13 protein-coding genes are annotated in these 15,458 nt (G+C 54.4%); 12 read left to right on the top strand and 1 reads right to left on the bottom strand.

All coding sequences use genetic code 11. The annotated features are described in order from the left end of the window. Positions 1-233: 233 nt before the first annotated feature. Positions 234-1,268 (bottom strand): 16S rRNA (guanine(1207)-N(2))-methyltransferase RsmC, encoded by a 1,035-nt coding sequence (gene rsmC / locus EH228_RS11055; protein WP_152321719.1) that lies wholly within the window; start codon positions 1,266-1,268, stop codon positions 234-236. A 150-nt stretch (positions 1,269-1,418) separates the two neighbouring features. On the opposite strand from rsmC, the gene EH228_RS11050 reads away from it, so the two are divergent. The 12 genes from EH228_RS11050 (at position 1,419) to tssC (ending at position 15,189) form a co-directional block, all read left to right on the top strand. Beyond that, entirely contained in the window at positions 1,419-1,838 is a 420-nt protein-coding gene (locus EH228_RS11050) for a DNA polymerase III subunit psi (RefSeq protein WP_152321718.1), read from the top strand. After that, positions 1,801-2,241: a ribosomal protein S18-alanine N-acetyltransferase gene (gene rimI / locus EH228_RS11045; protein ID WP_193323325.1), complete on the top strand. Its 441-nt coding sequence runs from the start codon at positions 1,801-1,803 to the stop codon at positions 2,239-2,241. Before EH228_RS11050 ends, rimI begins: the two co-directional genes overlap by 38 nt. Positions 2,242-2,363: 122 nt before the next feature. Further along, a complete protein-coding gene (yjjG, locus tag EH228_RS11040; protein WP_152321716.1) occupies positions 2,364-3,044 on the top strand; it encodes a pyrimidine 5'-nucleotidase in 681 nt (226 codons plus the stop codon). A gap of 1,025 nt (positions 3,045-4,069) precedes the next feature. Continuing rightward, positions 4,070-4,570, top strand: coding sequence for an SH3 domain-containing protein (locus tag EH228_RS11035; RefSeq protein WP_152321715.1), 501 nt, complete (start codon positions 4,070-4,072; stop codon positions 4,568-4,570). 24 nt (positions 4,571-4,594) lie between these two features. Further along, positions 4,595-5,101, top strand: coding sequence for a type VI secretion system lipoprotein TssJ (tssJ, locus tag EH228_RS11030; protein ID WP_152321714.1), 507 nt, complete (start codon positions 4,595-4,597; stop codon positions 5,099-5,101). A 25-nt stretch (positions 5,102-5,126) separates the two neighbouring features. Beyond that, complete coding sequence (tssK, locus tag EH228_RS11025; protein WP_152321713.1) at positions 5,127-6,470, top strand: type VI secretion system baseplate subunit TssK; 1,344 nt, start codon at positions 5,127-5,129, stop codon at positions 6,468-6,470. A 17-nt stretch (positions 6,471-6,487) separates the two neighbouring features. Further along, positions 6,488-7,723 (top strand): DotU family type VI secretion system protein, encoded by a 1,236-nt coding sequence (locus EH228_RS11020; protein ID WP_193323324.1) that lies wholly within the window; start codon positions 6,488-6,490, stop codon positions 7,721-7,723. Positions 7,724-7,726: 3 nt separating this feature from the next. Continuing rightward, the gene (tssM, locus tag EH228_RS11015) at positions 7,727-11,350 is read left to right on the top strand and encodes a type VI secretion system membrane subunit TssM (RefSeq protein ID WP_152321712.1); all 3,624 of its coding nucleotides are present in this window, start codon (positions 7,727-7,729) and stop codon (positions 11,348-11,350) included. A 16-nt stretch (positions 11,351-11,366) separates the two neighbouring features. After that, positions 11,367-12,080 (top strand): type VI secretion system-associated protein TagF, encoded by a 714-nt coding sequence (gene tagF, locus EH228_RS11010; protein WP_152321711.1) that lies wholly within the window; start codon positions 11,367-11,369, stop codon positions 12,078-12,080. A gap of 18 nt (positions 12,081-12,098) precedes the next feature. Beyond that, the gene (gene tssA / locus EH228_RS11005; protein WP_152321710.1) at positions 12,099-13,115 is read left to right on the top strand and encodes a type VI secretion system protein TssA; all 1,017 of its coding nucleotides are present in this window, start codon (positions 12,099-12,101) and stop codon (positions 13,113-13,115) included. 49 nt (positions 13,116-13,164) lie between these two features. Beyond that, entirely contained in the window at positions 13,165-13,689 is a 525-nt protein-coding gene (tssB, locus tag EH228_RS11000) for a type VI secretion system contractile sheath small subunit (protein WP_152321709.1), read from the top strand. Positions 13,690-13,692: 3 nt separating this feature from the next. Beyond that, on the top strand, positions 13,693-15,189 hold the full coding sequence (gene tssC, locus EH228_RS10995; RefSeq protein WP_152321708.1) for a type VI secretion system contractile sheath large subunit: 1,497 nt from the start codon (positions 13,693-13,695) through the stop codon (positions 15,187-15,189). Positions 15,190-15,458 lie beyond the last annotated feature (269 nt).

The raw sequence follows: 15,458 nt of genomic DNA, 5'->3' as shown, positions 1-15,458 counted from the left end.
CCGTTAAGACACTAACACCTGAAGCTAGCGCGTCTACCAATTCCGCCACCTTCGCTTGCCGTCAATACCATCATGGAGTATTGCAACCACGGAGGCGAATTCTAGAGATTTTCCCCGACACGTCAACAGTTATTTAGTTGCCCGGGGATGATTGCTGGAAAAAGCAACGTTTCCGAAACCATCCTCTGTTTTCCGGGAAAAGGCGGGTATCACCAGGGCTACCCGCGACTCACTTAGCGTCTGGTTTTGGCGACACGATCCAGAACTGCGCGGTAAACTTTAAAACGGCCGGTCTGCGCCAGCACCTCATGGCGACCAAAGGTTTCATCAAGGAGCTGTGGGTAAGGCAGGAAGGCGTTGGCCACAATGCGTAACTCGCCGCCGGTATTCAGATATTTTGTCGCGCCGCGGATCAGTTGTTGTGCGGCCTCCAGACTGGTTTGCATTCCGTCATGGAACGGAGGATTGGAGATTATCAGATCATAGCGGCCCTGTACCGCGGAATAGACGTTGCTGGCGAAGACTTCGCCTTCCAGCCCATTCGCGGCCAGCGTGGCTTTGCTGGCTGCCACGGCGGCGGCGCTGACATCGGTCAGGTACAGGCGCACTTTGGGTGAGATGCTGGCCAGCATGGCTGACAGCACGCCAGCGCCACAGCCGATATCCAGCACTTTACCTTTAGTGTGCGGCTTCAGGGTGGAGAGCAGCAGGTTACTGCCGGCATCCAGACCATCGCGGCTGAATACGCCCGGCAGGGTTTTGATGGTGATATCGCCCAGCGGATAGTCGGCCCACCACGCATCAGCCTCAAACACCGGCTGTACCTGCAACCGACCATGATACAGGCCACAGCGACGCGCACTGTCGATTTTAGTCAGAGTGACCCATTTCTCCAGCACCTGCTCCGCGCTGCGCACGCCGCTACGGTTTTCACCGACCACGAACAGGTCGCTGCCCACGGGCATCATTGACAGCAGGTTTGCTAACTGGAACTGGGCTTCCGGTTTGTTTTTTGGCCAGAAGTAGATCAATGTATCGCAGCCCGCGACGAATTCCGGGGTTGCCGTCAGGCTGTATTGCGCATTTTCTCCCAACGCGCGGGTCAGGTTCTGCCAGTGATGATACTGTTGGCTATGCGCCCGGCTCAATGCGGTGTCCAGTTGGGCGGGCAGGAGATCCTGCAGGTCGCCAGCAAATAACACGCGGCGTTGAGTAAATTCATCACTGTGGCGCAGTATCACTTCACTGGCCGGGGTAAATGCAGACATCGGCGGCTCCTTACACATCAGAGCGGCGATTATACCCAAATTAGCCGCAGTTGCAGCCTGAAGTAACATAACAAGGCGCGGTGTTGGATGGCGCCGATCCGCGAGGTTTGTTAGCATAGCGTGGCATTCGGGCGACCAGACGGGAAAAAGATGTCTTCCAGACGTGACTGGTTATTACAGCAAATGGGGATAACGCAGTATACGCTGCGGCGTCCACGCGCCTTACAGGGTGAAGTGTCGGTCTCATTGCCTGCGCATACGCGCCTGCTGATCGTGGCTGAAGATCCCCCGCCGCTGACCGATCCATTGATCAATGATGTGCTGCGGGCGATGCTCATGCGTGAACATGAGGTGATGACACTGACGCCGGATCAGTCGGCGATGCTGCCTGATGATACTCAGTGCGTCAGTTGGTGCCTTGGGCTGTCAGCCCCGTTGGGCGTCAGCGGTGCGCAAATTGTTTCGCCCGCGTTGGCGGAGCTTTATCAAAATGCCAGTGCCAAACGTGCGCTATGGCAGCAGATCACTCACTATGAATCAGATTTCTTTACTGACACCGCAAGACCTTGAACGAGCCCTGGTCATTGAACAACGCAGCCATGCTTTTCCCTGGAGTGAAAAAACCCTGGCCAGTAATCAGGGGGAACGTTATCTGAACTATCAGCTGGCGGTGGAGGGTCGGATGGCGGCTTTTGCTATCACTCACGTGGTATTGGATGAGGCGACGCTATTTAACCTCGCGGTTGATCCAGACTTCCAGCGGCGGGGGATTGGGCGTGAATTGTTGCAATTCCTGATATCCCGTCTTGCAGAACGTGGCGTGCAGACGCTGTGGCTGGAGGTGCGAGCCTCCAACCGTCCGGCAATGGCTTTATATGAGCAACTGGACTTCAATGAAGTTTCCGTTCGCCGTAACTACTACCCGACGGCTGACGGTAAAGAAGACGCTATCATCATGGCGTTAACGATTTAAACGCACCGGGACGCATACCTTCCCCGGCAGTTGTTGTGAGTCATCCGTCGCCGGTGTGGATTGACACCACTGGTGATGCCTGTTTTCTTCGTAATGCTTTGACCAACAAGGGTTTTCCAAAGATGCTTAAAGACTGGGACTGGATTTTATTCGACGCGGACGACACGCTATTCCATTTTGATGCATTCGCTGGTTTACAGCGTCTTTTTCACCCGTATGGCGTGTCATTTTCTCGCGAGGATTACGAGCAATATCAGGCGGTCAACAAACCGTTGTGGGTGGAATACCAGAACGGCGCGATAACCGCCGGGCAGCTACAACAACAGCGTTTTGTCGCCTGGGCCGAGAAACTGAAGGTCACGCCAATGGCGCTGAACAAGGCGTATCTGGAGGCGATGGCGGAAATCTGTCAGCCGCTAACCGGGGCGGTTGAGCTGTTGAATGCGCTGAAAGGTCGGGTAAAAATGGGGATCATCACCAACGGTTTTACCGCGTTGCAGCAGGTGCGTTTGCAGCGTACCGGCTTACTGGGGCATTTCGATTTGCTGGTTATCTCTGAACAGGTGGGCTATGCCAAACCGCATCCGGCGATCTTTGACTATGCGTTGGAGAAGATGGAAAACCCGGATCGCCAACGGGTGATGATGGTCGGGGATAATCCGGATGCAGATATTCTTGGTGGTATCAGCGCAGGAATGGCGACTTGCTGGCTGAATGCCGAACAACGCCCACTACCACCGGGTATTACCCCAACCTGGCAGGTGAAAACGCTACAAGAACTGGCAGAAATGCTGCTGGCTTAAGGGATTTGTTCCGGTTTTATCCACCCCTATCGCAGTGGTGGCATGTTATGCCGATCGCTGCGCCAACTTCACTCACCACTCACCACTCACCACTCACCACTCACCACTGTACAAGATCCATCCCCCTCATATCGCCAGATACAACGCGAATAATACGGTAAAAAAACACCCGCTTCACGGTATTCCCTCCCTGTTTTTTGTTGCTATCAGCGCCACTGATAACACCATTCATATATTTTTATGTTATTAACCATGAAAAAATAAAACCTAAAGAGAATATAAAAGGCGCTTCTGTATTATTTTTTTAGGATTAATCCTGGAATGATAGGGCCATTAGTCACGAATTTATCTTTTTATTTAACATAATTAAATCTTAACTATTGTAGTAATGGCCTGTATTGTTTAATAATTGGAACGCTAGTGTAAACTTGCTGAAAAATTTCACAATAAACTGTAACTTCGAACACGGGCGGATGGCTTTAGCATTGGCTCGTGCGGTAGCTATGGTGCGGATATTTTTATTATCTATTTGTTTTTATTTGGTTTGTTTTTTTGAATGTCACTTCATGAAAGGCCCTTTCCTGCCGCTTAAAGGCCGGGAATAACCTGTTTTACTGCAGGGTTTTTAGGTGTCTTTAAGTCACTTTTACACTCTCTGTGTGGTGGGGGTAACGGGGGAAGTGATTTTTGTAAAGGGAATACGCCGTTTGTCAGATTAATCTGATTGCATCTATTTATAAAAAACCGACCTGCCAATGTCATTTGGATGCTATTTTGTAGTTATTTTTGGATCGTGATGTTTTGTTTTTGTTGAGTGTTGCTTTCATTGCTGAGGTGTTGTTGAGGCTTGTTGCTGTTTTTTAACGCGGTACTGCCCTCATTTCTGATGATTTTTCCTTCAGCCTTGCCAGCGTTCTCAGCCTGTTTGACGACCAGAGCTGTAAATTTTCTTTATCTGTCTCTGTTAATGACGACTCTCCGGACCGTATTGTGTCTTTGTTATTGCTAAAAATTTCATGAGGATCATGGTGAAAATTCGAATTGCATTAAGCCTGCTTTTTGTTTTGACGGTTGCCGGATGTAAGGCGCCTCCCGCGCCGATCACGGATGACACAATAGTTTCCAGTACTGTTGACGGTGTAAAGCTGACTTATCGTCATGCCGTGCAGCCGCCAGTCTCTTTCACGCCAGTGAATGAAGAGTACCGTGCGCTGTACAACGCTTCGGTAATGACCACGCCAGACTTTAGCGGCAAGGTTGTCACCCACCTGGAAAATGGCCAGCCTTATACTGTGCTCGGTACAGTAGAAAACAACTGGTTCGCTATCGCCGAAGTGGGACAGGAGCAACTGATTGGTTACGTGCCGCTACGTGCGTTGGTGAAGAGCGACCTGTATGAGAAAACGGTGAAAGCGGATTCACGCCGCAAACGGGTTCGTTCAGCCGCGAAAAAAACCTGTGTGGCTGTCGCGGGTGACAGCAAAGCCTGTCAGAACAGCAACAACGGAACCTGGATCATCAACTGATAATGCGCTGATGGCCGCATCAATATGAACAGACAACTCTTTTGGCGCCTGAGTATTCAGGCGTTTTTCCTGATGGTATTCAGTGTCCTGTCAGGTTGTAGTTCTTCTTCACATGGCGTGGCTCCCCATTACCGCCTGGTCTTCCGGGCTCACCCGCAGATCAACGATGGCGCGCCGCTGAAGGTCCGGGTATTGCTGCTCAAGTCGGACGCCGATTTCATGTCTGCTGATTTCTATTCATTGCAGAACCATGCCTCCGCTTTACTGGGCGGTAACCTGCTGAACAGCGAACAGTTCTTCCTGATGCCAGGACAACTCAATAAAACCCTCAAGGGCGAAACAACCCCTGAAGTGCGCTATATCGGGATTCTGGCTGAATATCAGTCTCTTGATGGTAAAAAGTGGCGGCTTTCCTTGCCGTTGCCGGTTCCCGATGACGGCCATTTTTATCAAATCTGGCAAAGCTCACCGGATGAACTGAAAGCCGACATTATTGCCGACATCAGCGGCTTACGCGCCGTCAGCGAGTGATTCCAGTCTGAAAACGGAAGCCATTATGAATCAAGCAGAAAAAGTGGTCTGGACCGAAGGCATGTTCCTGCGCCCGCACCATTTCCAGCAGTCAGAAAGTTACCAGCAAAGCCTGCTGCGTAGCTGGGGAATGACCCTGCGCCCTTATTTGTGGGGATTTTTAGATTGTGACATTGACGAAGCGATGCTGCGTCAGGGAAAAATCGCTCTCAGCTCGGCCAGTGGTTTACTGCCTGATGGCACTTTCTTTTCATTCCGCGATGCCCGTCATGGGCCGCCGCCGTTGGCTATCCCGGACAATCAGGGCCATGAAAAAGTGGTACTGGCGCTGCCTGCGCGCCGCAATGGTCGCGAAGAGGTTATCTTCAGCGACGCGGCGGACTCACTGGCTCGTTATGTCACTTTTGAGCAGGAAGTGGATGATTTTAATGCTCTGTCGGTCGGCTCGGCGGCGGTTCAGTTCGGCAAACTGCGTCTGCGTCTGATGCTGGAAAGCGAGCTGTCCGCCGAATGGACGGCGATGGCGGTGGTGAAAGTGCTGGAGAAACGCAGTGACAACCAGGTACGTCTGGACAGTCACTATATTCCGCCCATGCTCAACAGTATCGCGCATCCCCAACTGTATGAGTATTTGAACGATATGCTCGGTCTGCTTGAACAACGCAGTCAGCAGATTGGTCAGCGTTTGCAGCAGCCGGGCCGTTTCAATACGGCCGATATGACGGATTTTATGTTGCTGGCGCTGGTTAATCATCACTTCGGTCACGTCAGCCATCTGAAGAATCTACCGTTGTTGCATCCTGAACAGCTGTTTTCCACCTGGCTGGCGTTTGCCAGCGAACTGACCACCTATACGCCGCAGCGCTTTCCTGACGCCGCCTTGCCGGTGTATGACCACGACGATCTGGCCTGGTGTTTCGGCAGGTTAATGCTGATGCTGCGTCAGGGGCTGTCGCTGGTCATGGAAGAGAACGCCATCCAGTTGCCATTGACCGAACGTTCGCATGGTCTGAACGTGGCGACTGTACCGGATACATCGATGGTGCGTGAGTTTGGTTTTGTGCTGGCAGTGCGGGCCAATGTGCCGGGTGACGCGTTGCAGACTCACTTCCCGGCGCAGATGAAAGTCGCCCCGGTGACCAAAATTCGTGATCTGGTGCAACTGCAATTGCCGGGCATGGTACTGCGTGCGATGCCGGTTGCGCCGCCGCAAATTCCCTGGCATGCCGGTTACAGCTACTTCGAATTAGAGAAAGGCAGTGAGCTGTGGCAGGAGATGGAAAAGTCAGGCACGTTTGCGCTTCATCTGGCCGGTGAGTTTCCTGGTCTGGCGATGGAGTTTTGGGCCATCCGTAGTCACTCAGCCTGATGCCGGGAGCGAGAATTATGCAGGAACGACAGGCCACCGCTCGGGGTGACATTTTTTCAGGTGCCAGCAGTCACAACCCGTTAGTCGCGGCGGCAAATGCTTTACTCAACGCCATTCCACAGATCCGCCATTCGGTGACGCATGCCGATCCGGCCGGATTGCGCCAACGGCTGATCGACGAAATACGTCAGTTCGAAATGAACTGCCAGCGCGCCGGATTGCCGTATGAAGTGATTATCGGCGCGCGCTACTGTCTGTGTACCGCGCTGGATGAAGCCGCCGCGCTGACGCCATGGGGCAGCCGGGGCGTCTGGCCAGGACAGGGGTTGCTGGTCACTTTTCATAACGAAACCTGGGGGGGTGAGAAGTTTTTCCAACTGCTGGCCAAACTGTCACAAAACCCGCGAGAACACATTCTCCTGCTGGAGCTGATTAACTACTGTTTACAACTGGGGTTTGAAGGTCGTTATCGCGTGCTGGATAACGGACGTTCACAGTTGGAAACCATCAAACAGCGTCTGTTGCAGATGATCCGTTCGGTGCGTGGCGGCTATGCGCCGCCGCTTTCTCCGCATCCTGAAGATAATCCTGTCACGCGTAAACTATGGCGACCGGTGGTGCCGCTGTGGGCTTGTACCGCGCTGGCTGGTTTCCTCGCCTGCCTGTTTTATATCCTGCTCAACTGGCAGTTGGGCGATGTCACCAGTCCGGTACTGGCGGCGGTTTACCAGACACCCTTGCCGGAAGTGACGATCCAACATCCGGCACCGCCGCCGCCGCCCACATTAAACCTGAAAACCTTCCTGCATGATGAGATAGAAGAAGGGCTGGTATCGGTACAAGACGCAGCGGATCGCAGCGTAGTGACGCTGCGAGGCGATGGCCTGTTTGCTTCAGGTTCCACCGCCGTACAAAGCCGCTATGAAGCCGTGCTGGATCGCGTGGCGCAGGCGATGAATAACGTCAGTGGCCGCATTCTGGTGATTGGTTACAGCGATAACGTTCCCATCCGCAGCGCACGTTTCGCCTCAAACTATGAATTATCTCTGGCGCGCGCTCAGTCCGTTCAGGAGCGCCTGCAGCAGCACCTTACTCAGCCACAACGCGTGAAAGCGGAAGGGCGCGGCGAAAGCAACCCGTTGGTGCCTAACACCAGCGCCGCTAACCGCGCGCGCAACCGCCGTGTCGAAATCACGCTGTTGGTTTCCCCGCAGAACACCCGCGCGGAACTGAATTTACAGCAAGGAAATTAACGGATGCTGAATATTCTTTTTGCCATCATTACCAATCGGCTGCTGTGGGGATTTGTCGGTATCACCGCGCTGTCTTTTATTATCTGGGTGATTGGGCCGGTCTTCTCGATCGTGGATTCCCGCCCGTTGGAACCGGAAGTTAACCGCCAGATCAGTATCGCGCTGCTGTATATCGCCTGGGGCCTGAGCAATGTGGTGCCGCGAGTTTACAACGCCTGGCTGAACCGCAAACTGGTCAGTAGCCTGAACGCCACGCCAGGTGAAAACAGCGAAGGCGACCGCAAGCGGCTAACCAGTGAAGATCGGGTGCTGTCCGAGCGCTTTACTGAAGCGGCCGAGATGCTGAAAAAAGCGCATTTCAGTCGGGCTGGCAGTCATAGCTGGACTCAGCGTTTCAGTCGGCAGTATCTGTACCAGTTACCCTGGTATGTGATTATTGGCGCGCCGGGGGCCGGTAAAACCACCGCGCTGGTGAACTCTGGTTTGCAGTTTCCGCTGGCTGATCGCTTTGGTAAAGCGGCCTTACGCGGGATCGGCGGTACGCGAAATTGTGACTGGTGGTTCACTAACGAGGCGGTGCTGCTGGATACCGCGGGTCGCTACACCACTCAGGAAAGCGAGCAGCAACAGGATGCCAACGAATGGAATAAGTTTGTTGCGTTGCTGCGTAAATACCGGGGACGCCAGCCGATCAACGGGGTGATTGTCACTGTCAGCGTCTCTGACCTGTTGACCCAGTCGCCAGAGGCCTCCCGTCAGCAGGCGCTTTCCCTGCGTCAGCGGCTGATGGAATTGCACGAGCAGTTGGCTATTCGTTTTCCGGTTTATGTACTGGTGACTAAAACTGACCTGCTGAAAGGTTTCCGGGCTTACTTCGCGACATTCGACAAAGCGCAGCGTGACCAGGTGTGGGGTTTCACCTTCCCGTGGGAACAGGCGAAACATGCTGATTTCGATCTGCACAGCGCCTTCACCCAGGAATATGTGCTGCTGCAACAGCGTCTGGATGACGGATTGCCGGACACGCTGTTGCAGGAAAGCGATGCCAAAGCCCGGGCGGAAAGTTACCTGTTCCCGCAGGAATTCGCTGCGTTACGTCCACAACTGGCTGACTATCTTGACACGGTGTTCGCCCGCTCTAACTTTGAAACGCAGTTCTCACCGCGTGGCATCTACTTCGCCAGTGGTACGCAGGAAGGCTTGCCGTTTGACCGCGTAATGGGAGAGCTGACTCGCGCGTTGCAACTGCCGCAGGATCAAGACGGTAACAGCGGCGCCTGGGACAACGTCAACAAAGAGTCGCCGATCCCGGCCAACAAGGGCCAGAGCTTCTTTCTGAAGGATTTGTTGCAAAATGTCATCTTTCAGGAAGCCGGACTGGCAGGCAGCAACCGCTGGTGGGAACTGCGTAATCGCGCCGTGCTCTGGTCGGGCTATGTTGCGCTGGTGGTCGCGCTGGTGGTCGCCGGTTTGCTGTGGGTCACCAGCTTCAGCAATAACAAAAGCTATCTGGCGGAGGTACAACGCAACGTGCCGAAGGTGACGGAGCTGAGTCGGAATTTGCAGGTCAGTAGCCTGACCGACCTCTATGCGCTGTTGCCCTTTTTGAATGGCGTGTTGCACCTGCCGGAAAGTGAAGATTTCGATCTCAACGATCCGCCGATCACCCGGCGCATGGGCTTGTATCGTGGGGGAGAAGTCAGCGACGCGACGACCACGTTGTACCAGAAATCGCTCAAACAACTGTTGCTGCCGCAGGTCGCGCAGTTGATAACCACCTGGCTGCGCAATGACAACGGCAGCGATGCCGATTACAGCTACGAGGCGCTGAAGGCCTACCAGATGCTGTATCAGCCGCAACATTACGATGGTAAGTTCCTGCACGCCTGGGTGATGCTGAATATCCAGCGCAACCAGCCGCAGAACATTACCTCTGCGCAGATCAAACAGCTCGACGGGCATCTGGCGCAGTTACTGGAAACTCAGATCCAGGCATCGCCTTATGCCCGGGATGACGCGCTGGTAAAGCGCGAGCAGGTGCTGATTAATCAGATGCCGCTGTCGCAGCGCGTTTATGGACGCCTGAAGCGCCTGCTGGAACACGATGACAGCCTGAAGTCCGTGTCGCTGGCTGCGCTTGGCGGCCCACAGAGCGAGCTGGTGTTTTCACGCAAAAGCGGAAAATCAATTAGCGACGGTATTCCGGGTCTGTTCACGCCGGAAGGTTACTGGAACAGCTTTGACCACAACATTGCCACGGTAACGGCGTCGCTGCATGACGATGACCAGTGGGTGTTGGGCGGCCAGGTACAGGGCGAGAGCCAACAGCAGACTGACCTCGCGGTTCGCCAGTTGTATATGGCTGACTATATGCGCCAGTGGGACGGCCTGTTGCAGGATATTCAGTTAAATAACAGTGCCGATCTTTCTCAGCGTATTAATACGGCGCGCTTGCTTTCCAGTAATAATTCGCCGCTGCGTAAGCTGGTGATCAACCTCAGCCACTATCTGGTGCTGGATAAAACGCCCGCGGCGGATGACAAGTCTCAGGGGCAGAAAGAGGACGGCAAGAGCGGCAATAGTGCCAGCAGTACGCTGGAAGCGCTGTTCCATTCCACACCGGCCACCACGGCGGCCAGTCAGCAGCAAACGCCTGAGCAGGTCGTCGCGGCGCACTTTGCGCCAATTATTGATCTGGCCCAACCGCTGGAAAAGGGCGGCAAGACCATCGCCTTTGATGATTTCCTCCGGCAAATTGATGATCTTTACCGTTATCTGACCGCGGTACAGGACGCCGCGAACAGCGGCATGCCGCCGCCAACCAGTGACGCCATTAGCCGCCTGCAAGCCAGTGCCGGGCGTCTGCCGGGGTCACTGCAAAATATGTTCACCACTATGGCCGTGGGCGCCAGCAGCGATACACAACGCCGTGATCTGGATAACGTGCGCAAGCGGATCAATGTGGAAATCGGAAGCTTCTGTCGCCAGGCCATTGCCGGGCGTTATCCGCTTGCCCACTCCGCCAGAACGGATGTGACACCGGATGACCTGGCCCATATGTTCGCGCCGGGAACGGGCCTGATGGACAGTTTCTTCCGTGACAATCTGGCGAACAAAGTGGACACCACGCAGGCCAGTTGGCGCTTCACGCCAGGGATTGATGGCAAAACGCTGCCAGGCGGCGAAAGCGTGTTACGACCATTCCAACAGGCACAGAACATTCGCGATGCTTTCTTCGCCAACGGCGCGACCACGCCTTCGTTTCGCGTGACGGTACGGACTCAGCAGATGGATAACGACATCCTGACCATGACGCTGGATGTGGACGGTCAACTGCTGCGTTACAGCCACGGTCCGCAGGCCGTACAACTGATGAACTGGCCGGGGCCGGGCGGCACCAGTCAGGTGCGGATGCAGTTAGGTCTCGTCAACGGCACCACCGCCACGCTGGTGACCAATGGCGCCTGGGCGCTGAACCGTTTCTTTGACCGGGCGCGATTGTCGCCGGGTAACAGCAGTCTCAGTCGTCTGGCCGCCTTTAATGTCGACGGCCATCATGTGACCCTGGAATTTATTCCGAACAGTATCCGTAATCCGTTCCAGCTTCCCGGGTTCTCATGCCCGTAACCGCAAGGAAATGATGATGAGCCAGATACCTGCGATTAGTTGGTATGGGAAATTGCCCAGCGCCGGCGATTTTTTAAAGCGTCGTTTCCCCGATACGCTTTGGCAGCAATGGTCACACTGGTTTCAGGTGGGGCTGTTGAACTGGCAGAAAAAAAATGACGAGCCGCGACCGCAAGGCGAACGACAGTTTGGCAAGGCGCCGGTGTGGAATTTTGTCGTGCCGCCCATGCTGGGCAGTCAGTGGGTGCAGATGGGCTGTCTGTTACCGGCCCGTGACAATGTTGGCCGGCAATATCCGGTGTGTGCGTTGGTGACCTGTTCACCGCAGCAGTGGACGCCGTGGCAACTGGCGATGGCTGGGGAATGGTATCAGCAACTGGGGCGTAGCTTGCTGCACGCGGTACGCAACAGCTATTCCGCCGAACAGCTCGATCAGATGTTGCTGACCATTCCTCCCCCGCCGGTGCTGGAGCCGGGATCGCGATCACAGATCCTCGACGTTATCGGTTACGCCGATCAGCCCTGCACCCTGAGCTGGCGGCAGGCGGCGGATTGTTTCGATCCACAGCATTACACCAGTTTCTGGTGGACCAATCAGACGGATGGCTACCCACTTTACACCCATGTGCACAGCGGCAACTTTACCGGTCAGCTGTTTTCGATGTTGTTTGACCCGGCCGCAGGCGCCAGACCAGGACGTCATGGCCTTTATCCACCAATGTTTGAGTAAATTAAGCAAGGGATCATCATGAATATCGAGGTGTTACTCGCGCCGATCAGCAATGACCGTCCCTGTGGCGAAAATCTGGAATACGACGCCGATTACATGGCGATGGAACAGGCCAGCGCAGGCAAAGCGGAGCAGCAGTTCGGTGACACGATCATTCCTGCGGAGCCCGCTGACTGGAACAAAGTTGAGCGACTGGCCAGCGATCTGCTGAGCCGCACCAGGGATTTGCGGGTGATGCTGACCTTAACCCGAGCCTGGACCCAACTGCGTGGGCTGAGTGGTTATGCTGACGGTCTGCAACTGATTAAGCAGTCGCTGTTGTTGTATTGGGAGCCGTTATGGCCACAGTTGAGCGATGCCGGGGAATATGATCCCTTCTATCGTATCAACGCGCTGGCGGCTTTAGGTGATAAGTCAGCACTCACTTCAGCTTTGCGCCAGGCACCATTACTGCGCAGTGCCTCTGATCAGTTATCCCTGCGCGATGCCTGTGCGTTGCTGGACGGCAGCAAAACCGAATGTCCGGAGTTTCCCGGTGGTCGCGCCCGTTTGATGGATGAACTGATGCGTGGTGAACAACCCGGTATTGCTGCGATCCTCAGGATAAGTGAGCAGTTACAAACTGTTCGCGAAACATTGATTGAGCACCTTGGCGAAAGCGGCATCCCTGAGATGGAACAATTGTTGAAAATGGTCAACACCGTCGCCGCAGCGTGTGAAGTGACAGATTTGGCAGCGCTGATCCCGAACGCATCTGTTGAGAAAGATCCCCGCGCGGTGGCCGCGCCAGTGACAGGATCGGTGCCGAGGGAGACGGACTGGCGGCACGCTCAGCCGACGTCACGTTCTGATGCGCAACTGATGCTGGAAAAAGTGAAACAGTATTTTGTCCAGCATGAGCCAAGTCATCCGGCGCCGCTGATGATTGAGCGGGTGCAACGGATGATTGAGATGAACTTTATGGACATTATTCGCGACCTGGCGCCAGACGGCGTCCACCAGTTAGAAAACATTTTCGGACGTCGCGACAACTGAGTCGCCGCGTTCACTGACATTTTCACTTTACCTACCAATGGAGAACACCATGCCAGGCAAATCCAGTGGGCAGAAATTCATCGCCCGTAACCGCGCGCCGCGTGTACAGATCGAGTATGACGTGGAGATCTATGGGGCGGAACGCAAAATTCAACTGCCGTTCGTCATGGGCGTTATGGCTGATTTGGTTGGCAAACCAGTTGAAGGCCTGCCGTCAGTCGATGAACGTAAATTCCTTGATATTGATATCGACAATTTCGATGAACGCATGAAAGCGCTGAAACCACGCGTGGCGTTCCAGGTGGACAACACGCTAACGGGTGAAGGCCGTCTGAATGTCGACCTGACCTTTAACAGCATGGAAGACTTCTCGCCGGATGCGGTGGCGCGTCATGTTGAACCACTCAGCAAACTGCTGGATGCGCGAACTCAGCTTTCCAACCTGCTGAGCTATATGGACGGCAAGAATGGCGCGGAAGAGCTTATCTCTAAAATTCTTCAGGACCCGACATTACTCAAATCACTGAGCCATCTGCCTAAACAGGATGATGCGACGAAGGATGAGAAGGAGTAACCAATGAGCAACCCATCACAACAACAGCCGCAGGAGCAACTGACTTACAGTCAGGATGAGTTCAGCGCGTTGCTGAACAAAGAGTTCCGCCCAAAAACCGACTCCGCCCGTTCTGCGGTAGAAAATGCGGTAAAAACCCTGGCGCAGCAGGCGCTGGAAAACACTGTCACCGTCTCCAGCGATGCCTATCGTACTATTCAGGCGCTGATCGCCGAGATTGACGAAAAACTGTCGAAACAGGTGAATGAAATTATTCACCATGAAGAATTCCAGAAGCTGGAAGGCGCGTGGCGCGGTCTGAGCTACCTGGTGAATAACACCGAAACTGACGAGATGCTGAAAATTCGCTTTATGAGCATCTCCAAGCAGGAACTGGGCCGCACCCTGAAACGTTATAAAGGTGTGGGCTGGGATCAGAGCCCGATCTTCAAGAAAATCTATGAAGAAGAGTATGGCCAGTTCGGTGGCGAACCGTTTGGCTGCCTGGTGGGCGATTACTATTTTGATCACAGCCCGCAGGACGTGGAATTACTGAGCGAGATGGCGCGAATTGGCGCGGCGGCGCACTGTCCGTTTATCACTGGCACTTCGCCGGGCGTGATGCAGATGGAATCCTGGCAGGAACTGGCGAACCCACGCGACCTGACCAAAATCTTCCAGAACAGCGAATATGCCGCCTGGCGGAGCCTGCGCGAGTCGGAAGATGCCCGCTATCTGGGGCTGGTGATGCCGCGCTTCCTGTCACGTCTGCCTTACGGTATTCGTACCAACCCGGTTGACAGCTTTGATTTTGAAGAAGAAACAGCTGGCGCGGATCACGGTAAATACACCTGGACCAACGCCGCCTACGCCATGGCGGCTAACATCAACCGCTCGTTCAAAGAGTACGGCTGGTGTACCTCCATCCGCGGCGTGGAATCTGGCGGTGCGGTAGAAAACCTGCCGACCCATACTTTCCCGAGCGACGATGGCGGCGTGGATATGAAGTGTCCGACTGAAATCGCCATCAGCGACCGCCGTGAAGCCGAGCTGGCGAAAAACGGCTTTATGCCGCTGGTACACCGTAAAAACTCGGACTTTGCCGCCTTTATCGGCGCGCAGTCGTTGCAGAAACCCGCGGAATATCACGATCCCGATGCCACAGCCAACGCGCGCCTGGCCGCACGTCTGCCGTACCTGTTCGCCTGCTGCCGCTTTGCGCATTACCTGAAATGCATTGTGCGTGACAAGATCGGTTCCTTCCGTGAGCGTGATGATATGGAACGCTGGCTGAACGACTGGGTGATGAACTACGTGGATGGTGACCCGGCGAACTCCTCGCAGGAAACCAAATCCCGTAAACCACTGGCTTCGGCCGAAGTTCAGGTGGAAGAGCTGGAGGATAATCCGGGTTATTACGCCGCCAAATTCTTCCTGCGTCCGCACTATCAGCTGGAAGGCCTGACCGTATCACTGCGGCTGGTCTCTAAACTGCCTTCACTGAAGGCTGATAACGCTTAACAGAGTTAAAAAGGCGAAATGGCCTTGATCTCTAATTCGCTGTAAGGGGAATGGATCCACTCCCCCCGCGAATCTGACACATGAAATAAAATGGGGGGGCTTATTCGCCCCCTATCTAATCCGCAGAGGTGTTCATCAATGAACACCTCTGCGTACTCTCAGAATCATCCTTGTAGCGAGTGATATTCGGGAGCCTGGCAGAGGTAAAATATGGCCGGTTCTATTCCGTCTCATGCTTTCCTGCGTGCCATATCAGTGCTTTTTTTAAA

The sequence above is a fragment of the Erwinia endophytica genome (genome assembly GCF_009295515.1).
GTDB lineage: Bacteria > Pseudomonadota > Gammaproteobacteria > Enterobacterales > Enterobacteriaceae > Erwinia > Erwinia endophytica.
This window is presented reverse-complemented; position numbering and strand designations above follow the sequence as displayed.